Source organism: Pseudalkalibacillus sp. A8, from assembly GCF_045920555.1.
GTDB lineage: Bacteria > Bacillota > Bacilli > Bacillales > Fictibacillaceae > Pseudalkalibacillus.
Genome location: NZ_CP174509.1, coordinates 4,090,906 through 4,112,356 on the forward strand (window position 1 = coordinate 4,090,906; position 21,451 = coordinate 4,112,356).

18 protein-coding genes and 2 other annotated features are annotated in these 21,451 nt (G+C 41.4%); all 18 genes read right to left on the reverse strand.

Translation table 11 applies throughout. The annotated features are described in order from the left end of the window. Positions 1–173: 173 nt before the first annotated feature. The 18 genes from rpmI to icd all read right to left on the reverse strand — a co-directional run bounded on the left by rpmI (position 174) and on the right by icd (position 21,418). On the reverse strand, positions 174–362 hold the full coding sequence (gene rpmI, locus ACJROX_RS21020; protein WP_225064171.1) for a 50S ribosomal protein L35: 189 nt from the start codon (positions 360–362) through the stop codon (positions 174–176). Between the two features lie 68 nt (positions 363–430). After that, positions 431–934 (reverse strand): translation initiation factor IF-3, encoded by a 504-nt coding sequence (gene infC, locus ACJROX_RS21025; protein WP_221566355.1) that lies wholly within the window; start codon positions 932–934, stop codon positions 431–433. Positions 935–1,027: 93 nt separating this feature from the next. Then, positions 1,028–1,164, reverse strand: a sequence feature (ribosomal protein L20 leader region). A gap of 595 nt (positions 1,165–1,759) precedes the next feature. Beyond that, positions 1,760–3,694, reverse strand: coding sequence for a threonine--tRNA ligase (gene thrS / locus ACJROX_RS21030; RefSeq protein WP_408007154.1), 1,935 nt, complete (start codon positions 3,692–3,694; stop codon positions 1,760–1,762). 114 nt (positions 3,695–3,808) lie between these two features. Further along, positions 3,809–4,031, reverse strand: a binding site (T-box leader). A 77-nt stretch (positions 4,032–4,108) separates the two neighbouring features. Beyond that, positions 4,109–4,966 carry a sporulation protein YtxC gene (ytxC, locus tag ACJROX_RS21035; RefSeq protein WP_408007155.1) on the reverse strand — a complete coding sequence of 286 codons (858 nt, stop codon included), beginning with the start codon at positions 4,964–4,966 and terminating at the stop codon, positions 4,109–4,111. 120 nt (positions 4,967–5,086) lie between these two features. Next, the gene (gene dnaI / locus ACJROX_RS21040) at positions 5,087–6,022 is read right to left on the reverse strand and encodes a primosomal protein DnaI (protein ID WP_408007156.1); all 936 of its coding nucleotides are present in this window, start codon (positions 6,020–6,022) and stop codon (positions 5,087–5,089) included. A gap of 12 nt (positions 6,023–6,034) precedes the next feature. After that, entirely contained in the window at positions 6,035–7,390 is a 1,356-nt protein-coding gene (locus ACJROX_RS21045; protein WP_408007157.1) for a replication initiation and membrane attachment family protein, read from the reverse strand. Positions 7,391–7,511: 121 nt separating this feature from the next. Beyond that, entirely contained in the window at positions 7,512–7,973 is a 462-nt protein-coding gene (gene nrdR, locus ACJROX_RS21050; RefSeq protein WP_408007158.1) for a transcriptional regulator NrdR, read from the reverse strand. A gap of 452 nt (positions 7,974–8,425) precedes the next feature. Then, positions 8,426–8,806, reverse strand: a complete 381-nt coding sequence (gene speD / locus ACJROX_RS21055; protein ID WP_408007159.1) for an adenosylmethionine decarboxylase — start codon at positions 8,804–8,806, stop codon at positions 8,426–8,428. Between the two features lie 366 nt (positions 8,807–9,172). Further along, positions 9,173–10,213 (reverse strand): ArsJ-associated glyceraldehyde-3-phosphate dehydrogenase, encoded by a 1,041-nt coding sequence (locus tag ACJROX_RS21060; protein WP_408007160.1) that lies wholly within the window; start codon positions 10,211–10,213, stop codon positions 9,173–9,175. 239 nt (positions 10,214–10,452) lie between these two features. Continuing rightward, positions 10,453–11,052, reverse strand: a complete 600-nt coding sequence (gene coaE, locus ACJROX_RS21065) for a dephospho-CoA kinase (RefSeq protein ID WP_408007161.1) — start codon at positions 11,050–11,052, stop codon at positions 10,453–10,455. Position 11,053: 1 nt separating this feature from the next. Continuing rightward, positions 11,054–11,701, reverse strand: a complete 648-nt coding sequence (gene ytaF / locus ACJROX_RS21070; RefSeq protein WP_408007162.1) for a sporulation membrane protein YtaF — start codon at positions 11,699–11,701, stop codon at positions 11,054–11,056. An 85-nt stretch (positions 11,702–11,786) separates the two neighbouring features. After that, the gene (mutM, locus tag ACJROX_RS21075; RefSeq protein WP_408007163.1) at positions 11,787–12,611 is read right to left on the reverse strand and encodes a DNA-formamidopyrimidine glycosylase; all 825 of its coding nucleotides are present in this window, start codon (positions 12,609–12,611) and stop codon (positions 11,787–11,789) included. A 93-nt stretch (positions 12,612–12,704) separates the two neighbouring features. Then, a complete protein-coding gene (polA, locus tag ACJROX_RS21080; protein WP_408007164.1) occupies positions 12,705–15,341 on the reverse strand; it encodes a DNA polymerase I in 2,637 nt (878 codons plus the stop codon). A gap of 371 nt (positions 15,342–15,712) precedes the next feature. Beyond that, positions 15,713–17,434: a two-component system histidine kinase PnpS gene (pnpS, locus tag ACJROX_RS21085; RefSeq protein WP_408007165.1), complete on the reverse strand. Its 1,722-nt coding sequence runs from the start codon at positions 17,432–17,434 to the stop codon at positions 15,713–15,715. Next, positions 17,435–18,142, reverse strand: coding sequence for a response regulator transcription factor (locus tag ACJROX_RS21090; RefSeq protein WP_408007167.1), 708 nt, complete (start codon positions 18,140–18,142; stop codon positions 17,435–17,437). 114 nt (positions 18,143–18,256) lie between these two features. Continuing rightward, positions 18,257–18,733 (reverse strand): MaoC/PaaZ C-terminal domain-containing protein, encoded by a 477-nt coding sequence (locus ACJROX_RS21095; protein WP_408007168.1) that lies wholly within the window; start codon positions 18,731–18,733, stop codon positions 18,257–18,259. A 456-nt stretch (positions 18,734–19,189) separates the two neighbouring features. After that, entirely contained in the window at positions 19,190–20,128 is a 939-nt protein-coding gene (mdh, locus tag ACJROX_RS21100; RefSeq protein ID WP_408007169.1) for a malate dehydrogenase, read from the reverse strand. 12 nt (positions 20,129–20,140) lie between these two features. After that, the gene (gene icd, locus ACJROX_RS21105; protein ID WP_408011721.1) at positions 20,141–21,418 is read right to left on the reverse strand and encodes an NADP-dependent isocitrate dehydrogenase; all 1,278 of its coding nucleotides are present in this window, start codon (positions 21,416–21,418) and stop codon (positions 20,141–20,143) included. Between the last annotated feature and the right edge of the window lie 33 nt (positions 21,419–21,451).

Consider the following 21,451-nt stretch of genomic DNA (forward strand, 5'->3'; position numbering starts at 1 on the left):
GTCATTGCTGCCTTGCACCGAGGAAGCTTTCTTCGGCAGGATTACCATGCAGACGCAGGTGCACAATGTTTATTCTTCGCAGTATCGTAGCTTCTAGTCCTACATGAGGACCGGAAAAACCAAGTAACGCCGAAATTCGTAGTTTATCATTCGTGATCTTTTGAACATCCAATTTAGATCATGTCTTTAATGCGCTTGTAGTCTCCACTAGATACAAGTGCAGATTTACGTAGCTTACGCTTTTGCTTTTGAGACTTGTTACGGAACATGTGGCTAGTGAATGCGTGTGAACGCTTCAATTTGCCACTACCAGTTTTCTTGAATCGCTTAGCAGTCCCTTTATGAGTTTTCATTTTAGGCATAGTAAAGTTCCTCCTTTGGTTACTTGTTCGAAGAAATTCCGTTCAAGATCCCCTTCCAATGTTGAAAGTTATTTACTTTCGATTGGAGCAAGAATCAAAAACATACTGCGGCCTTCCATTTTAGGCTTGGATTCAATCGTTCCAAGATCCTCACATTCCTTTGCCATACGCATGAGCACGTCACGTCCTAATTCGGAGTGAGTGATCGCACGTCCTCGGAAACGGATGGACGCTTTAACTTTGTTCCCTTTTTCAAGGAACTTTCTCGCATTACGAAGCTTTGTGTTGAAATCGTGTTCTTCAATATTCGGGCTAAGACGAACTTCCTTCGTCGTAATCGTCTTTTGATTTTTACGCGCTTCTTTTTCTTTTTTCTGTTGCTCATAACGATACTTACCATAGTCCATAATTCGGCACACTGGCGGTTTCGCATTAGGTGCAACAAGAACAAGATCCAGATTTGCATTTGCTGCAATTTCAAGTGCTTCTTGACGAGATTTTACGCCAATTTGATCTCCATTGGCGCCAATCAGGCGAACTTCGCGAGCGCGAATGCCATCGTTGACCATCATGTCCTTACTAATAATGAGCCACCTCCATCGATTTTTACAACCTAATCTTTTCTTGTAAAGTAAAGCAAATCTACTTCAATGTTTATTACAAAACAAATAGAAAAAGCGTCGGCGCATACCACACCCACACTGAAAGGTTCCGATCATTATCGAAAGCTGAATCATTTGTACCTGCCAGCTGTACGATCGTACGCCAATCAGGTGAGAAGCGGGTGCTTCTGCTTGTTTACAAGAATATACGATTATATTTTCACATTAGAATCATATCATCGATGTCATACTGCTGTCAAGCCAACACTATGGCTTCGTTTCAACCTATATAGCGTAATTGATTTCAGGAAAAAAATCAAGGGGTAATATAAAGGCACTGTTATTCTTCATTGTTGATTTCTGCGAAATTCCTTCCTTTCCGCGGGCGATCCGTGAGCCTCCTCACTTGCACATGGATCTCAACATAAAAATGAAATTATTTTCGTATCTGCGATGAGAATTCTTAGAAGCTTTCCTTATGCTGGCTTCGCCGTCACCACAAGACCACGGACTTACATTCCATCCTTGTAGTTTTGCGCCGAGTAACCGCAGGCGCAGGACGTACTTGTACAGGATGTACTGACTTCGACATTCACCACAGGACGTGGTGGTATTTAGTCGAAGTTCATTATTATACTCGAAGATCCTTAAATCGCTGCGGGATCTCGCCCGTCTCGCTTTTCCCGCTTGAGTGTCGAGAATTTCGAATGAAGCAAGTTGTATCAATATCAACATTCACAATGCCCTCATAGAAAAAAGAGATGACCGATTCAGTACAGTCATCTCTCTCTTAATTTAACTATGCTCTATTTCTGCTTTAAGACTTTCTTTGAAGCTCTCAAGTGAAACAGTTTCGGAATCCTGCTCGCCGTACTTCCGTACATTGACAGCGTTGGACTCGATTTCCTGGTCCCCGACTACGAGCATATAAGGGACTTTCTGCATTTGTGCTTCACGGATCTTATAGCCGATCTTCTCTTCACGGGAATCGACCTCGACACGGAAACCGTTCGACTTCAGTTCTTCCTGCACTTTATAGGCATAGTCCATATGCACCCCAGAAACAGGGATGATTTTCGCTTGGACTGGCGTTAACCAAGTAGGAAGCGCACCTTTGTATTCTTCAATCAAGAAGGCGACAAAGCGTTCCATTGTTGAAACGACACCTCTATGGATGACAACCGGACGATGGTCTTGGCCGTCGCTGCCTTTGTAAATAAGATCAAAACGTTCTGGCAAGTGGAAGTCAAGCTGTACGGTGGAGAGCGTTTCCTCTTTTCCAAGGGCAGTTCTTACTTGGACATCAAGCTTCGGTCCGTAGAAGGCTGCTTCGCCTTCCGCTTCCACATAATTCAGGTCCATGTCTTCCATTGTCTCTTTCAAGAGGGCTTGTGCTTTTTCCCACATTTCATCATTATCGACATACTTCTCTTTATCTTCAGGGTCACGATAGGAAAGACGGAATTTGTAGTCAGTGATTCCGAAATCCTTGTAAACTTTCTGAATAAGTTGCACGACTCGGATGAATTCTTCTTTCAACTGATCAGGTCTTACGAAAATGTGTGCATCATTCAATGTCATGGAGCGCACACGTTGTAACCCTGCAAGTGCTCCAGACATTTCATGGCGGTGCATGGTGCCGAGCTCAGCAATACGAACAGGTAGATCACGGTAGCTGTGCAATGCGTTTTTATAAATCATCATATGGTGCGGGCAGTTCATCGGACGGAGAACAAGCTGTTCGTTATCCATTTCGATTGCAGGATACATATCCTCCTGGTAATGGTCCCAGTGACCGGAAGTCTTGTAAAGCTCTACACTGCCAAGATGGGGTGTATATACGTGATCATAGCCAAGCTTTACTTCAGTATCGACGATATAACGTTCGATGACTCTGCGGATTGTTGCGCCTTTAGGAAGCCAGATCGGCAGTCCTTGACCGACCTTTTGTGATATTGTAAAAATCTCTAATTCCTTTCCTAGTTTACGGTGGTCACGTTCCTTCGCTTCCTCAAGGAAATACAGATGCTCTTCAAGCTCTGATTTTTTATTGAACGCTGTACCGTAAACACGTTGAAGCATTTGATTATCGCTATCACCTCTCCAGTATGCCCCAGAGATGTTCATCAACTTGAAAATCTTTAGTTTGCTTGTTTGCGGGACATGGACACCTCGGCAAAGATCGAAAAATTCTCCCTGCTGATAGAATGTGATCTTTTCTCCTTCTGGAATCGCCTCGACCAACTCGACTTTAAGTTCGTCTCCGAGCTCTTCATATCGACGGATTGCCTCTTCCCGACTCACTTCCTCACGAGTGATTTCAAGGTTTTCATCCACAATTTTCTTCATTTCTTTTTCAATCTTAGGGAAATCTTCTTCAGTGAGGCGGTGCTCCATATCAATATCATAGTAGAACCCGTTTTCAATAGTCGGCCCTACACCAAGCTTTACTTTCTGATCTGAAAACACACGCTTGATTGCTTGTGCCATCAAATGAGCTGTGCTGTGACGGATGATTTCAAGCCCTTCTTCAGAGTCAGGCATGACGATTGTAATCGTACCGTCCTGTTCAATCGGTTGCCGTAGATCGAGCAACTGATCATCAAGTTTTCCAGCGATGGCTTTCTTTTTCAAGCCTGGGCTGATTGATGCGGCGATCTCTTCTGTTGTAACGCCTTTATCAAACTCCTTGACTGCTCCATCCGGAAAAGTAATTTTCACCTTAGACATGGTCGTTCACACTCCTACATTATTTAATACAACGTTAGTCAACTAGCTTTGCGCAAACTAGAAAAACACTTTTTCCGTCAAATAAAATGGAATTAAAAAAACACCCATCCCTGGAAAAGGGACGAGTGTTTGCTCGCGGTTCCACCCTCGTTCCGACAACATTACATGTCGGCGCTTGGTATCATTTAACGGTCATTTACCGTCAACGGTTACTTATAATTTCTCCGTTGAAGTTCAGAGGTGGTAAGTACTTTTTACTTGGTGAAGAGATTTCAGCTGATTCTCTTCTCTCTGGAAACCAGTATCAAAAGACTCATATCCTCGTCATTACTTTGGTATTGTTGATTGTTATGTAGTATTATATGCAGTCTACCAAAGAAAATCAAGCCTAAAAATACCAAATATAAAATTTTGCTAGTTAACTGAAAACTTACGGTTAGGAAGGATACGGACACGTTCCTGGAAGACATTCTGAATGGTACGGTTCATCGAGTCATCTTCAACATCGGTATACAGATAAATTCTTTCTGGAGCTATTTCGATCAATATTTTCAGCAAATCCGAAGCTATGGACTGCAAATGGGCTTTCCCTTTACCCTTCGTAAGCTGTTCAATATCTTGTTTAGTCAACTCATAGTAATGTTCATTATAAATCCTGAACTGATTACGCTCATGCTTAAGATGAACAGTCGAAAACAAAGAAACCCTTGATTTGACGAATTGACGCAATTGATTGATAAAATCCTGGTACTCCTGTTCGTACTTGAATTCATCTATCGCACATTCAATATATTTTGTTAATAGTTCCCGATATGGTTTCAAGCGGAATTGCAAAAAAGATTCATAGGAAAAGATCATTTCAGAGTCAAAAAAGTCCTCCAATGCATCGACGATCATATCTTCTCTTGATGGGAACTTACTGACTAAGGGGATGTTTTCAGAATTTCCTTCGATAAGAGACTGAGCAATGGATAGGATCTGAAGTTGTTCATCTATATCCGTAAAATAAAAGTTGTTCTCCAGGATTCTTAATATCCAGGCATCTTCCCTCGTTCGTATGATATGCTTCGCTAAGAAAAGTAAAATCGTCGGCTTCAACATGTCACTGACCGGATCACGGTGATCTAAATCGATCTCCAATGTGTTTTCATCTGTATATTGAAGCCTTATTGGAGTCGACCGGTTGGATATGTTTTGGTTATTGAGTAATTTATTGATTCGTTTATACAAATAATGTCCTTCCTTTTCATCCAAAAAGTGAATCGTAACCAACCTTAATCCTCCTTGTCCACAATCATTGTTACAATATATGAACATCAAGAAAGATTATTCTAACGAAAGCTGTCAAAAGGAAAAGACTCTGTCCTATAAGTATGACAGAGCCTGTTCCATTTATTTTTGACGTCGATTTTCTCCACCGAGCGATATTGGAGTTGTAAAATGTTTGATCCGTTCCATAATACGCTTCGCCTTCAATTGTTCAATCCCGCCTTTTTGAGAATAGGCGAGATGACCTTCAAGTTCCTCATAATCGTAATTTGACGTATAGCATGTCGGGAGTTTCTCCATCATGCGATGCTGTAATATCGAACCTAATACTTCATCTCGTATCCAGCTAGACATCGTTTCAGCACCGATATCATCGAGGACTAATACTGGTGCTTTTTTGATCACATTCAACTTTTCATCTACTGTCTGATCCCCAATTGATGATTTCATTTCTCTAAAAAAGTCAGGAGTATACACAAGTATCGTTTGGATGTTCTTTTTAGCCAGGGCGTTTGCCATTGCCCCCATGAGGAAGGTCTTTCCTACGCCGAACTCTCCGTGTACATAGAGACCTTGAGACGAGCCTTCAGGACTAGAGACTGCTTTTACAAACTCTGCAGCATTCAATGTCGCTTGATACCTCTCTTTGTCCTTTTTATCAAATTGATCAAACGTGGCAGCAAGGATATCCTTCGGGATGAAATAACTTTTGATCAACGATTGTAAACTTTCCATCTCATCGTTAGCTACTTTACTAGGACAGCGATTGTAAGTTACATCGATGATCTGACCGTTTATGAACAACTGGGGCTCGTATCCTTTGATCATGTTTCGACAACTCTTCAGATCCATACATCCTTTACAATTCCTGGTTCCTTCTATAAACTCCACTAATCTCGGAAGACTCTTGTTGATCATTTCTATCGTCACTTCTGGATTTGCTCGATGAAACGCCTTCCAGTCGGGATGCGACAACACCTTTTTCTTCACTTCGATTAATTCTCTTTCTACATTTGAACGTTCGGTAAAACTTTTCATCGATTCTGATATGGATTTCACGTTGTGCACCCCCTATAGACCTTTCAAATATTCTTCAAGCCATTTTTCATCGTTTTCTGAAACCTGTTGTTTTTCTTTATCTGGTTTAGGTGAATCCATCCATTTAGGAAGTTTGTCCTTTCTGACATTCTTCTGTTGAGCCGGCCTGCTCGGTTTTGATTTTTGTTGATAGGCTTGATAACTTTTATGCTCTGCTTTAGCCAGTTCCATCGCTTCTTTGACAGAGGATATTTTTTTACGCTTCCACTGGCTTGCGATTTTTTCAACATGACCGTGGATCAATTTCATATCGTTTGTATTCAATACATAATCGATCAGTACGTTGATGACGCCTGCTGAAAGCTTCTGATCGAACATGATGGAATCGATCAGCTTAAGGTCGGCACTAGCAGCACGGCCTCCCTCACTGTATTTTTCAAGCAATGCACGTGGTGAAATCGTCTCGAAGGTCTTTATCATCATTTCCTCGGGTGATAAATCTCCCTTATTCTTTTGAATCGGGGTATTCGTTTGACTTCGTTCACTTAATCGTGGCAATTGCCCTGGCTTTTCAATCTTATACCAACGCTGTACCTCTTGTCTTAAAGAGTACGGGGTAAGTTGCTCATCCCGGAAATAAGCCTGCTGGACGATACTACTCATATCAAGCGGAGATATTTGATAAATGAACGCAAGGCGATGAATGGATTCACGAATACCATCTGTCAAAACTTCTGAAGGAATAATGAAGCTGCTCAAGTCCCGTTCAAGTACATTGAAATCGAAATCGTCTTCGGAAAAGTTCGGAGCACTGCCTGTAAGATCTCCAGTTTGATCATTAGAATTAGAAATGGACTGGTGGATTTCGGAGTCTGTCGCTGCTCTGATCTCCGATGCATGTAATGATGAGAATACATCATTAAAGCTAGCCGTAATATCATCGAATTCGTCATGCTGTTCTGTTTTCATGACGAACCGGTTCCTTACTTCAAGATATCTTTGCTTACCCAAACGTCCATATAAATAGACACTTAACACATCGTCCTTGAAAAATTGCTCCGGTTGTAGTATCGGTTGTAGTTCATATATGAAAATCCGGTCCTCGTCAATTCGTTTACGATATGTCTTTAAAAGTCCAATTGCCTCAAGTTTTTTTCGTTCTTCAAAAATCTGCTGCATATTCATTTGCGTCTGGTTCATCAATGTATGGTGAGAAGTCATTCCATTTAGGTTTTCACTGAAAAGAGTCATATATAGACTATATGCTTTTGCACCTACCAATGGTTGATATAACAGGGTGACCATCTTCAATTCTTCAGCTTGTATCCTTCCCCTGCTATATACTTGAAAGCGATCGACAGGAAGTAATTCTTTCCAATGATTTTGCATAAGCTTCACCTTTATCATTCAATAATCGAGTTAATAGAGCATAGTTGCGCTATTCTGAAGAAAGGATTTTATACTTTCTTTAATTGTAAGTGAAAAAAGAGCTTATGTATATGTAAGCTCTTTACTCGTTCTCTCGTTTTAATAGATCTTTCAGTTCATCGATAAATACGTTGATATCCTTGAATTGTCTATAAACAGACGCAAATCGGACATAAGCTACTTCGTCAATCTTTGCTAAATGGTCCATTACACGTTCACCAATTTCTTTACTTTGGATTTCCGAAGAGCCATCATTTCGTAAATCTTTTTCGACAGTATTTACGACTTCCTCTAAAACTTCAAGCGGTACCGGACGTTTTTCACAAGCTTTGATCAAACCACGTAACAGCTTGTCCCGGTTAAATTCTTCTCTGGTACCCTCTTTTTTTACAACCACAAGAGGAATCTCTTCCACTGTTTCAAAAGTGGTGAACCGATAATTACATTTTTCACACTCTCTGCGTCTGCGAATCGAACGCCCGCCATGGACCGGGCGAGAATCCAACACTCTGGTGCCATTATTTTGACAATTTGGACAACGCATTTAACCAACCCCATATCGATAAACTTCGCTTTATATAATGTCATGTTTAGTCGAATTGTAAAATTATCCTTAGATATAATGATAGTAGAAAGGTGTCCCCGTGACAAGATATTTTCAAATCAACTCGGGTCCTCCTAAATTTTCCATATGGCTCTATTAAATGTAATTGTATATTTTTGCGAAACTCACCTCCCTTTCCGCGAAGAGTAGTTGCCCTTATGTCATGAGGTATAAAGAAAACTTGGCAAGACCTTGATGAAAGCTGAGCCTTAGTTACTCGAAAAAGCAAATGCTTTTCCTTCGTGCGGAATGTTGCTTCCGAAGTGACCAGCTTGTACGCTTATACTGAAGAAAGTATTAAACCCTTTCTTAAAGTTAAATTTAAAATTCAACAAATTCTTCCATTTAAAAAAGGTGTGCAGCTGCACACCTTGTTAGTTTTTTTGTCATTATTAATATGCTGAGACCTTCTTCTGGCCAACTTTAACTGGACCCATACCTCTTGGAAGTTCTACATTTTCTTTGGAAGAAGCACCAAGTGCCTCTGCGATATAATCTGCAGCGACATTAGGATCAAGATCACCACATGTATAAACATCAATGCTTGCATAACCATGCTCTGGAAAACTGTGAATTGTTAAGTGTGATTCAGAAATGATCACGACTCCACTTACTCCATGAGGTGCAAATTTATGAAAAGCAACTTCTCTTACCTCTGCACCTGATTTAAGCGCCGCTTCTACAAAAAGTTGTTCAATATAAGGCATATTGTTCAACTTCTCAACATCACAACCCCATAACTCAGCAATCACATGACGTCCCATTGTATCCATCTGCATAGTCCCCCTTTAAGATTAATCATGCCTTCAAAAGCATGCGGAAATGGAATGTTACCACGGGGGAAAGTTAGTCCAAAGAGGTCCTAACCCTTTAAGTAGTATCCAGTTCCTAAATTGCTTATAACTTGAAGTTCACGATGAACAGTATACTGCTTTTCTATATTTTTTGCAAGTTAATTTTTTAAATTTTTCACCTCCATAAAATGCACCTTGTACTTGCTCATACCACATATGAAATATATAAAAACATGCGATTCATCACACTGGTTAAAAGCCGACAAAACAGGAGTTTTACACTATGTAAAAAACGGAGTTGACCATAAAGGTCTACCCCGCTCTACTTTTAAATTATAATTATTGTTATGCAGTTCCAGACAAGCGCTTGTTGGATAGTGCACCAAGTGTTTCTCCAACTTTCTCAGCAAGATCTACCACTCTGCAAGAATATCCCCATTCGTTGTCATACCAAGCAAGAACTTTAACTTTTCGATCTTCGATCACCATTGTAGACAATCCATCAATGATTGAAGAATTTTCATTTCCATTGAAGTCGATTGATACTAGCGGATCTTTTGTATAACCTAAGATTCCTTGCAAAGTTCCTTTGGACGCGGTTTCGAGGGCTGCGTTAACAGTTTCAACCGTCACATCACGTTTTACATCAACTACAAGGTCGACTAGAGATACGTTCGGTGTCGGAACTCGAAGTGCCATCCCGTGAAGTTTCCCTTCCAATTGAGGCATGACCTTCGCGATTGCTTTCGCTGCGCCGGTAGAGGTTGGAATGATCGATTGTCCGCACGCACGAGCACGTCTTAAGTCTTTGTGAGGATTATCGATATTCTTCTGATCATTTGTATATGCGTGAACGGTTGTCATCACACCATTCTCAATTCCAAATTGTTCTTCAAGTACTTTGACGACAGGTGCAAGACAGTTTGTCGTACATGAAGCATTAGAAAGAACGTGGTGCTCTTCCGGAATGTAAGCGTCATCATTTACACCCATTACAACTGTAAGATCTTCATCCTTACCAGGAGCAGTGATGATGACCTTCTTCGCACCAGCTTCTAGATGATAGCCAGCAGTCTCTTTAGATTTGAACTTGCCTGTGGCTTCAATGACGATATCGATGTTCAATTGTCCCCAAGGCAATTGCTTAGGATCTCTATTGTTGATCAACTTGATCTCTTTACCATCTACGACCAGAGAATTCTCCTTCGCTTCAACCTTAAGTTCGTAAGTACCATGAATGCTATCGTACTTGATAAGATGAGCCAATGTCTCAGAAGGATAACTTGCATTTATCGCAACAACATCTAATTGTTGGTTTTTCATCGCTTTACGGAATACCATTCGCCCAATTCGGCCAAATCCATTAATTGCTACTCTAGCTTTCATGTTGAAATCCCTCCACTATATAAAGTGCTATACTTTTTTCTAAAAATCTAAAATTAGTATAACATATTATATGTAAAAGGGAACACTAAATTTATCAATAATCTAAAAAGAGGCCTGCGCCCGGCCTCCTAATGTTCAATGAATCGACAAAACATTACATATTAAATGTCGTCTTACGAGGACAACATCCATATTATCTCGTCTCTATTGTCGAAAAATCTGCAATATCTATTTACAAACTAAAGTATATCCCATTTCGTGAAAATATGTATCAATTGCTGACGGCTCTCTTCAACCGTACCATTATTATCGATGATTTCATCTGCCCATTTTTTCTTGTCGTCCAATGTGATTTGTGAACGAATCCGGGATAATGCCTCCTCAGATGAAGATTGATCACGTTTCATCAATCTTTCCAATTGCGTTTTTTTATCCACATAGACTAGTAAAGTACGATCCACCATATGGGTTAATTTACTCTCATACAATAACGGGATGTCCATTACGACTGACTTATGCACTTCTAGCAATTCGTCCTTGTACGCAAGCATTCGTTCTCGAACAGCTGGATGGACAAAGCTGTTCAACTTTAGACGATTCTCTTTATCATTGAAAATGAGCGTACCTAACTTTTTGCGGTTGATATTACGATCTTCTTCCAAAATATCTTCACCAAAGAAATCAACAATTTGCGAATATGCTGCTTCGCCCGGCAATACCACTTCCCGGGCGATTTTATCAGCATCTATGACAGGGATATTCAGCTCTTGTATCATAGCCGAAATGGTACTCTTCCCACTTCCGATCCCACCAGTCAAACCAACAATCAATTGTAACACCTCACAGTTTGAAAATACCTAACACAATCAACATGACACCTGGCAAAAAGCTGACCAACCTCATGGAAGGAATGGTAGATAATACTCTTCCAAGCTTCATACCTGTCACAAGAAACAGCACGCTCATACCTGCAACGAATACAGCCGTCTGTAAATGCGGAAAACCGAGTAGTGAGGCACCCAGTCCGGCAGCGAATGAATCTAACGATAAAGCCAAACCGAGCAACAATGCTTCTAGCCCTGTAATTGTTCCAGAACGGTCGATATCTGCGGCTGCAGGGGTCCGTAAAATTTGAATGACAATCCCTAACGACCGGATTTCCATGTTCCAGATGTATTCTGATTCATGCTTTTTGTTTGAGGCCTCTTCAGGCTTATCGCTGCTTTTAAAGAATTGCCATAAGACATACATACCTAGGCTGATCAACAAAATTCCACCCAACTTGCCGGCAAAACTCGGAGAAATGAATGTACTGATGATTGTTCCTACGTTCATAGCGGCAAGTAACATCAAAGCAGAACATATTGCAATCAGAATTATGGAGAAGTAAGTGATTTTCATTCGTCGTACACCGTATGTTACACCAACCCCGAAGCTGTCCATGCTTACAGCAATCGTTAGAGTCAGTAGGGCTATCCATCCTGTCACTTCTACACATCCTCCTTGCTTCAACGCTAGGATAGTATATGGATAGTGCCCATCCGACGTACGGCTTTTTCATGAAATTCTTATGTTACTTTTGGCAGTTTGGACATATATGAGTGCCCCTCCCCCCTACCACAATACGCTCGATTTCTGAGCCACAATTGAGACAAGGCTCACCTTTTCGAGCGTAAACAGCAAGCTTTTGCTGAAACATCCCCAAATCACCTTGGGAATTTACATAAGAACGGATCGTGCTTCCACCTTGATCAACGGCTTCCATCAATGTTTCGACAATGGCTTGGTACAACTCTTCCACTTGCTTTTTAGATAAAGCTCTCGCTTCAGCTTCTGGGTTGAGCCCGACTTTGAAGAGGGCTTCATCCACATAAATGTTGCCGAGTCCAACCAATATCGTCTGATCCAATAGAACAGGCTTGATTTTACGAGTCGTCTTTTGAAGCTTTTTCCAAAGTTCGAGTGGATTAAAAGCCGGATCGAATGGTTCCGGACCCAATTGGGATAAAGGTAAATGTTCCTCTTCCTTGCCTATCGGATAAACATGCATCGTTCCAAACTTGCGGACGTCACGATAGCGTAATTCCGATCCGTCTGTAAAAGCGAAGATCACATGAGTATGCTTATCAGCTTCTTCGCCGTCTTCCACATAAATATATCGTCCTTCCATCCGCAGATGTGAAACAAGGACTACATCGTCGAGGATTATTTTCAGGAATTTTCCTCTTCTCCCGATAGAGCGGATCGTTTGCCCGATCAATAAAGAATTAAACTCTCCCAAATCATCCGGATGTTTAATGATTTTCGCCCACTTCACCGTTACCTTTTCTATCGTTTTACCAAGCACTAAATTTTCTAAAGTACGTCTGACAGTTTCAACTTCTGGTAATTCTGGCATTTCTGATCTCCCTATCTCTTAAAAAGAAAACTTAGGAAAGCTAAGCCCGCAATTGGCCAGACTTAGCTTTTATCCTTGTATTTCACTTATCTGCTATTTCGCATCATACCATGTGTCCCCATAAGAATAATCGACTTTCAAAGGGACATCCAGTTGTACAGCATGCTCCATAACATCCGGTACAATCTCCTCGAGTTTTTCAAGCTCGTCTTTCGGGGCTTCGAAAATCAATTCGTCATGCACCTGTAAGAGCATTCTTGTCTCCAGCTTTTCTTTCTCTAAACGTTTGCACATCTCGACCATAGCTTTCTTGATAATATCTGCCGCTGAACCTTGTATAGGTGTATTCATCGCCGTACGTTCAGCGAAACTTCTCAAGTTGAAATTACGGCTAGTGATTTCAGGAAGATACCTCCGACGGTTCAACATTGTCGTCACATATCCTTCCTGCTTCGCCTGTTGGACAATATCATCCATGTACTGTTTGACACCTGGGAAGCTTTCAAGATATCGCTCGATGAATAGTCCGGCTTCCTTCCGGCTAATACCAAGACTTTGTGACAGTCCATAATCACTGATTCCATAAACGATTCCGAAGTTGACAGCTTTCGCTTGTCTTCTCATATCCGACGTCACTTCATCTTTTTCCACGTGGAAGACATCCATTGCTGTTTTCGTGTGGATATCCATTTCATTATTGAAGGCATCAATCAATTTATCATCCTGGGCGATATGCGCAAGGACACGAAGCTCGATTTGTGAATAATCCGCAGCAAACACGACCCAATCTTTTTCTGATGGTATGAAGGCCTGGCGGATTTTCCTTCCCGCCTCCAGACGGATCGGGATGTTTTGGAGGTTCGGATCGATTGAACTCAAACGTCCAGTCTGTGCTAGCGCTTGATTGAAACGTGTATGGATCTTCTCCGTATCACGGTTCACCACTTTCAGAAGTCCCTCTACATAAGTGGATTTGAGTTTGCCGAGCTGGCGATAGTATAGGATTTCCTCAACAATTTCATGCTTATCTTTCAGTTTTTCCAATACATCCGCTGACGTAGAGTATCCTGTCTTCGTCTTTTTGATGACAGGGAGCTGCATTTTCTCAAATAAAATTTCACCAAGCTGTTTTGGAGAATTTATATTGAACTCGGTTCCAGCCAGCTCGAAAATTTTCGCTTCGATCTTATCCAATTGGTCATTCAGTTCTGAACCCATCTCCTCCAGACGTTTCACATCGACCTGGACACCCTGCTGCTCCATTTTACCGAGGACTATGGAGAGCGGCATTTCCAAATCATAGAACAACTGGTGCTGTTCATTCTTTTTAAGGCTCTCTTCAAGATGGGGGACGATTTGAAGAAGCATATTCGCTTTACGCACAATATGTTCACTTAAAACCTTTTCTTCCGGAACTTTCTGCTTTGCCCCTTTTCCATAAACCGTTTCATTGCTAGATACCCCCTTCAATCCAAGCCGGCTTGCAATGGATGCGATATCGTGTGAGGAATCGGAAGGATTCAGCAGGTAGGAAGCGATAAGGGCATCAAATTTGACCCCTTTCAAGTTGATGCCCTTCCAAGCGAGCGATACGGTCACTTGTTTTGCATCAGCGGCATACTTTTCTACCTCTTCATCCTCTAGCCAATTAATGAAGGCTTCCGACTTTAAAGCCACGTTAGTTGAAATGAAGTATTTCCCTTTATCACTGACAATACCGACCCCTAAAATATCTCCATGATGATAGTTTTCAGCTAAGCATTCGATGACCACTGCAGCTTTTGAACCGAAATCTGCCTCGGATACCTTTTCTAAAATCTCGTAATCAATCTCTTCGGTCGGTGTATCCACTTCTTCAGCTACCCCGCTATCCACTCTGTCGAGAAGTGAATTGAACCCTAACTCTTTAAACAGTTTGATGACTTTATCAGAGATTTCATTCTCATACTCACAGCTGTCTAACATGACCTCAACTGGGGCTTTTATTTCAATCGTTGCAAGCTTTTTGCTCATTTCAGCTTGTTCTTTATTTTCTTCAAGCCTTTCCTTTAGCTTTTTACCAGAAACTTTGTCAATTGAATCTAACACTTTTTCAATCGTTCCGAATTCCTTCAGCAGCTTGATCGCAGTCTTTTCACCAACCCCAGGGACTCCAGGGATGTTGTCAGAACTGTCTCCCATAAGCCCTTTCATGTCAATGATCTGATCTGGCGTCAGTCCATAACGCTCCTCGACAAGCTTCATGTCGTATGTATCCACATCTGTTATGCCCTTTTTTGTCAATGCAACATGGACATGCTCGTCAACTAACTGAAGCAGGTCCTTATCTCCAGTGATGACTTTGACATCCCATTCTCTGGGATCTGCTTGCTTGGATAATGTACCGATGATATCATCCGCTTCATATTGCTCCAATTCATACCGATTGATACCGAATGCATCCAGCAATTCACGGATCAACGGTAATTGTTCTGAAAGCTCTGGCGGCGTCTTTTGTCGTCCTCCTTTATATTCATCAAAGGTTTTGTGACGGAATGTGGTCTTTCCGGCATCAAATGCAACCAGCATATGACTTGGCGCTTCCTCTTCAAGCACCTTCAATAACATCGTTGTAAACCCGTACACTGCATTCGTGTATACACCTTTTTCGTTGTTCAAAAGGGGTAACGCAAAAAATGCACGGTATGCAATACTGTTCCCATCTACTAAAACGAGTTTCTTTTTGCTCATTCGATTTCCTCCTCGTTCAACACTAGCTTCATTTTATCATGTTTGGATTTAGAAGGGAAAAGGGGAGGCGCAGAGGAGTGATTCACCCCCCCATGCTGAAACTTTCAAATTCTTTGGGCTGAGGCGTGGAAACCAAAGTCAAGCAACTTTTAAGCTTAGTCGGGTAACTTCCGGGGGGCGTGCAACATTAGATCTTTGTCGAGCAACTTAGTAAAAAAGACTTACCCTTCTTAAGAAACTCAAAAAAAAGACGAGAGTCGTAGGAGCACTCTCGCCATCAATAAGGGGATCCTTTAAAAAGGATTTTCAAATTCAGTCTAGCAATGGATTATGAAGTATGAATATCACCGGTGTTAACGTTGTGTAAATTTTCAGTCTTGTCTCTTTTTGAAAAATGTCAGTGTAAACGTTGTGCCGACATCCCTCTTGCTAGTCACCTTGACCTGTCCTTTATGGGCTTCTACCAAGTGTTTGACAATAGCAAGACCAAGCCCAGTTCCACCGGAGTTACGGGTCCGGGCCTTATCGACTCTGTAAAATCGTTCGAAAACACGAGGAATTTCATCTTCATTGATGCCGATCCCCGTATCTTTCACTTCAAGGTAAACCTTTTCATGATCATCTCTTCCAGTAATCCACACCGTGCCGCCATTAGGAGTATATGATAAAGCATTGTTCAATAAATTGATCAAGATTTGCTTAATACGCGCAGAGTCCCCTTCTATCCTAAGTTCCCCTTCCAACTCGACGGAAACCTTGATCTGTTTCTCCTCCGCACGCGGTTCGAGCAATGTCACCGTGTCATTGACGATCGTCTCCAGATTGATCGTCTGCCAGTTCAATTGAAAGTTTGATTGCTCCATTTTCGTAAATTCAAGCAGATCCTGAATCAAATTTTGAAGACGATCGCTTTCTTTCCAGATGATGGTTAAAAATTTCTCCCTCAACTCTTTGCTTTCCATCGCTCCATCCAATAGGGTTTCAGCAAACCCTTTCAGGGAAGTGACTGGTGTACGTAACTCATGGGACACATTTGCCACAAAATCTTTCCGCATTTGCTCAAGATTCTTAAGCTCCGTGATATCATGGAAAACAAGAACGATCCCTTTGATTTTATCCTTGTGTCCAAGGATCGGCACACAGGTGATATGAAAATGTTTGCGGTCAATCCCGATTGACAATGTCACCTGTTTTCTGACAGTTGATTCTGTAAGGAACGTTTCATCCACCAGATCAATGACATCTTGATTCGGCATGATTTCATGATACAACTTGTCATTCCATACATCTGAATCAATCCCAAAAATGGTTTTGTATGCCCTGTTCATCAAATTGATATAACCTTTGGAATCAATCAATAATAACCCACTATCCATATTTTCGATAACCGTTGACATCCGTTCTTGTTCCGATTCCCTCAGTTCCGTGATCTGCTCTAAATTGCGGGCAAGGATATTAAGGGAGTGATTCAATTCACCGGTCTCTTTCAACTGATATTCATGCGTCCTGGCTTTGAAATTACCACGAGCGAGTTCTTTCGCCACCCGCATTGCATCATCGACTGGTTTTGCAAGCTTTCCAGTCAATCGGAACGTAACAGCGATCAACAATGCATAGCTCAACAGAATGGTCAATAAAATCGGTATCCAATAACGACGGACTTCATTCGTCAATTTCCGCTTTTCAGTGGAAATGACCAGATAATCAGATGTTGGTTGTCCAGGTAAAAGGGTCAGAATAAAATCTACCCTGTCATCCCTCTCAATTTTTTCCACACCATCAGAGGGACTGAATATGTCTTGATTAGTGAAAGGAGGCTCTTCAAAAGTAGTGGCTGAAACCTCTCCATTATGTGTTATGTAAGAAATCTCTCCATCAACGCTTTCCTTGTATCGACCTAATGCGGACTGCAGCTGTTCAGTTTCAGGATCAACGGCACGAGAAACGAGTTCTAGCTGCTTGGCATAGGAATCAAACTGCTCTCGCTCCATTGCTCCTATAGAAAGATTGGCAATCGCAAAACTCAGCAATAAAAATATGCCGCTTGAAAAAATAATGAAAGAATTTAAGATCCTTCCGCGAAAATTAACCATTTATTGTGGCCCGTCCAATTTATACCCTAACCCGCGAATTGTTTTTATATAAATTGGCTTTCTTGTGTTATGTTCAATCTTTTCACGTAAATGGCTGATATGCACATCGACGATCCTCGTATCCCCGACAAAATCATAATCCCAGATCGCATTCAGCAATTGTTCACGTGACAGTACCCGACCACGATTTTTCACCAGATAGACGAGAAGTTCGAATTCTTTTGGTGTGAGTTCAAGCGGCACTCCCTCAAAAAAGGCTTCATAATTGTCAGGAAACACTTTCAAATCCCCGACTTTCATTGACTCAAGGTCATCCCGGTTTTGGTTTTGAGAAGAAACGTATTGACTTCTTCTTAAAATCGCTTTTACTCGTGCAACAACTTCACGAGGACTGAATGGCTTGGTCAAGTAATCATCCGCACCAAGCTCCAAACCTAAAACCTTATCGAACTCATCATCTTTTGCAGTTAGCATTAGGATAGGAATTAGATGCCGTGATTGACGGAGATTTTTACAAACATCCAAACCATCCATTTCTGGAAGCATTAAGTCCAATACGATCAAATCAGGGTGTTCTTCTCGAGCCAGTTCCAGTCCGGTAACCCCATCCATAGCTGTGATCACTTCGAAACCTGCTTGTTCGAGATTGAACTGTAATAAAGTATTGATTGACTCCTCATCTTCGATAACTAGTATTTTCTCTCTCATCTTAAGCTCCACCTCATATTGGACATAATTTTGATTTTATTTTTACACATTAGAGTAAAAAAAAAAACAAAAAAGACGAAAACGTCTCTTTTGTTACTGAATTTTTACAATGGCTTAAAAATTTTCGAAGGTTCTTGATGTAATCGAGCGCGGTGCGTATGGCGGACATACTTCAAGTTCTCCATCTATGACAAGCGTTTCATCTTCATCGTAACCTTTAATCATAACAGTCACAAGGTGTTTCTCCGAATCTACATTCGTGATTTCGAACTTAAGCATAATCGTTGCATAATGATAGACAGGCTTCGGAAATGAAATCGTCTGTTTTAAAATCGAACTCCCCGGGCCTGGAAGATATTTACTCACAGCAGAGGTTATAAAACCGGTAAGCATGATTTGCGGGACGACAGGTTTTTTAAAAGGTGTCAGCGAAGCATAATCATGTTGGATATATAACGGGTTGTTGTCATCCGTCAATCCAAGATAGAGGAGAAGATCTTTATCATGAATCGTTTCTGTGATTTCTAGTTTTTCCCCCACATTTATTTCATCAATTTTTCTTCCAAGCTTTCGTTTTTTGCCTAGTAGCATGCAGTTCCCTCCTCGTGAAGTAAGCGTTTACACCATTTTAAAAAAGAAATGCCAGATCAATAGAAACATTCTGACATTATGGTGTAAAAGAAATTTGGCTATACTGTACCAAATGGCTTCAGACAAGCCGAAACATGATGAATTGTAGACTCAGTTAAACTTTAAAGTTGATTTTCAAATAACATTCATGACACTCCTGCGGGAACAGCGAGCCAGGCGAGACCCCGCACTCTTTAAACAGGATCTTCGACTAACAACCACCACGAATTCTCATCGCAGACACGAAAATAATTTCATTTTTGTGTTGACATCCTGTGCAAGTGAGTGAGGAGGCTTGCGGATCGCCCGCGGAAAGGGAGTGAATGTCGTAAAAATCAACAAAAAGAGTAACAAAGCCATGTGTAAAGAAAGAATTCGAGAAAAAATCCCGAATTCCTCCTTTTCATTGTTCCATTATTAAGCTAAAACATTCATGACGTTACGCACAGAGTCTGCTGATTTATCCAATTGAGCTTTTTCATCTTCTGTAAGTTCAAGCTCAATGACTTCTTCCAGGCCATTTCCACCAAGAATTATTGGAACCCCTAAGCAGATTCCTTCGTATCCATACTCACCTTCTAGAAAAGCAATTGCAGGAAGTACACGTCGTTGGTCTTTGAGGATCGCTTCAACCATCTCAACTAGGGAAGCAGCAGGTGCATAATATGCACTACCATTACCTAACAGTTGTACGATTTCTCCTCCACCTTTACGTGTACGCTCAATGATTGCGTCCAGGCGGTCTTTGCTGATCAACTTGTCTAATGGGATTCCCCCAGCATTGGAGTAACGGATCAACGGAACCATGTCGTCCCCATGGCCGCCAAGTACGAATCCGCGAATATCTTTTACTGAAAGGTTCAGTTCTTCTGCAACGAAAGTACAGAAACGAGCAGTATCCAGAATACCAGACTGACCGATCACTCGGTGTTTAGGGAAACCGGATTCTTTAAGTACTGTGTAAGTCATAGCGTCAACTGGGTTCGTTAATACGATGATTGTACAATCAGGAGAATGTTTTACAACTTCCTGTGTTACACTCTTCATGATTTTAGCATTCGTATTTACGAGGTCATCACGGCTCATACCAGGCTTACGAGCAATACCTGCAGTGATCACGACGATATCAGAACCGGCCGTATCTTCATAGTTTGCAGTTCCTGTAATTTTCGCGTCAAATCCTTGAACAGGACTTGATTCAAGCATATCAAGCGCTTTACCCTTCGTAGGGTTCTCCATATCTGGAATATCTACAAGAACAACATCACCAAGTTCTTTTTGTCCAGCGATGAATGCTGTCGTGGCTCCAGTGAAGCCACCACCAATTACGGAAATTTTATTACGTCTGATTGCCATGGATATCTCCCCTTACGCCATATTTTTGATCAGTTCATTACCGAATTCAGAAGTCTTCACCTCAGTAGCACCATCCATAAGACGTGCGAAGTCGTATGTGACGACTTTACTTGCAATCGTCTTCTCCATTGATCCCATTACCAATTCAGCTGCCTCAGTCCAACCAATGTGTTCTAATAATAAAACGCCTGAAAGGATGACTGAAGATGGATTAACCTTATCTAAACCAGCATATTTTGGAGCTGTTCCATGTGTCGCTTCAAAGATTGCATGCCCAGTTTCATAGTTGATGTTAGCTCCCGGAGCAATACCGATTCCGCCGACTTGAGCAGCAAGGGCATCAGACACATAGTCACCGTTCAAGTTCATTGTCGCGACAACATCGAATTCTGCAGGGCGTGTAAGGATTTGTTGAAGGAAAATATCCGCAATCGCATCCTTGATGATGATCTTTCCTTCAGCTTCAGCGTCGGATTGTGCTTTGTTTGCAGCATCCTTACCATCAGCTTCTACGATACGATCATATTCAGCCCATGTGAATACTTTATCTCCAAATTCTTGTTCAGCAACTTCATAACCCCAGTTCTTGAAAGCACCTTCCGTGAACTTCATGATATTACCTTTATGGACAAGTGTTACGCTCTTGCGTCCTTCATTCAATGCATACTCGATTGCAGCGCGTACAAGACGTTTTGTCCCTTCTTCAGATACCGGCTTGATCCCGATTCCAGAAGTTTCAGGGAACCGGATTTTGTTTGCACCCATTTCTTCTTGAAGGAATTTGATGACTTTCTTGACTTCATCCGTTCCTTTTGCAAACTCAATTCCAGCATAAATATCCTCAGTGTTTTCACGGAAAATGACCATGTCAGTATCTTCAGGCTTTTTAAGTGGGGATGGTACTCCTGTGAAATAACGAACCGGGCGTAAACACGTGAATAGATCCAATTCTTGGCGTAGTGCGACATTCAACGAACGGATACCGCCACCAATAGGAGTCGTCAATGGTCCTTTGATCGCGAGTATGTATTCACGAATTACATCAAGTGTTTCTGCAGGTAGCCATTCACCAGTTTGGTCATAGGCTTTCTGTCCTGCAAGAACTTCCTTCCATACAATTTCTTTTTCCCCGTTATATGCTTTGTCAACAGCTGCTTCTAATACTTTAGATGCTGCAGCCCAAATGTCTGGTCCAATTCCGTCTCCTTCGATAAAAGGAATGATCGGATTGTTCGGTACATTCAGTACCCCATTATCAACTGTAATACGTTCTCCGTTTGACAAGTTAATTACCTCCTGATCAGAAATCTTATTTTCGTTTAT

What these genes read in the sequence shown, in the direction of transcription:
- infC (WP_221566355.1), bottom strand. Translation starts at nt 934, where the DNA reads ATGATGGTCAACGATGGCATTCGCGCTCGCGAAGTTCGCCTGATTGGC.
- pnpS (WP_408007165.1), bottom strand. Translation starts at nt 17,434, where the DNA reads ATGGTTAATTTTCGCGGAAGGATCTTAAATTCTTTCATTATTTTTTCA.
- ACJROX_RS21090 (WP_408007167.1), bottom strand. Translation starts at nt 18,142, where the DNA reads ATGAGAGAGAAAATACTAGTTATCGAAGATGAGGAGTCAATCAATACT.
- nrdR (WP_408007158.1), bottom strand. Translation starts at nt 7,973, where the DNA reads ATGCGTTGTCCAAATTGTCAAAATAATGGCACCAGAGTGTTGGATTCT.
- ACJROX_RS21045 (WP_408007157.1), bottom strand. Translation starts at nt 7,390, where the DNA reads ATGCAAAATCATTGGAAAGAATTACTTCCTGTCGATCGCTTTCAAGTA.
- polA (WP_408007164.1), bottom strand. Translation starts at nt 15,341, where the DNA reads ATGAGCAAAAAGAAACTCGTTTTAGTAGATGGGAACAGTATTGCATAC.
- mutM (WP_408007163.1), bottom strand. Translation starts at nt 12,611, where the DNA reads ATGCCAGAATTACCAGAAGTTGAAACTGTCAGACGTACTTTAGAAAAT.
- ACJROX_RS21060 (WP_408007160.1), bottom strand. Translation starts at nt 10,213, where the DNA reads ATGAAAGCTAGAGTAGCAATTAATGGATTTGGCCGAATTGGGCGAATG.
- ACJROX_RS21095 (WP_408007168.1), bottom strand. Translation starts at nt 18,733, where the DNA reads ATGCTACTAGGCAAAAAACGAAAGCTTGGAAGAAAAATTGATGAAATA.
- thrS (WP_408007154.1), bottom strand. Translation starts at nt 3,694, where the DNA reads ATGTCTAAGGTGAAAATTACTTTTCCGGATGGAGCAGTCAAGGAGTTT.
- rpmI (WP_225064171.1), bottom strand. Translation starts at nt 362, where the DNA reads ATGCCTAAAATGAAAACTCATAAAGGGACTGCTAAGCGATTCAAGAAA.
- mdh (WP_408007169.1), bottom strand. Translation starts at nt 20,128, where the DNA reads ATGGCAATCAGACGTAATAAAATTTCCGTAATTGGTGGTGGCTTCACT.
- speD (WP_408007159.1), bottom strand. Translation starts at nt 8,806, where the DNA reads ATGGATACAATGGGACGTCATGTGATTGCTGAGTTATGGGGTTGTGAT.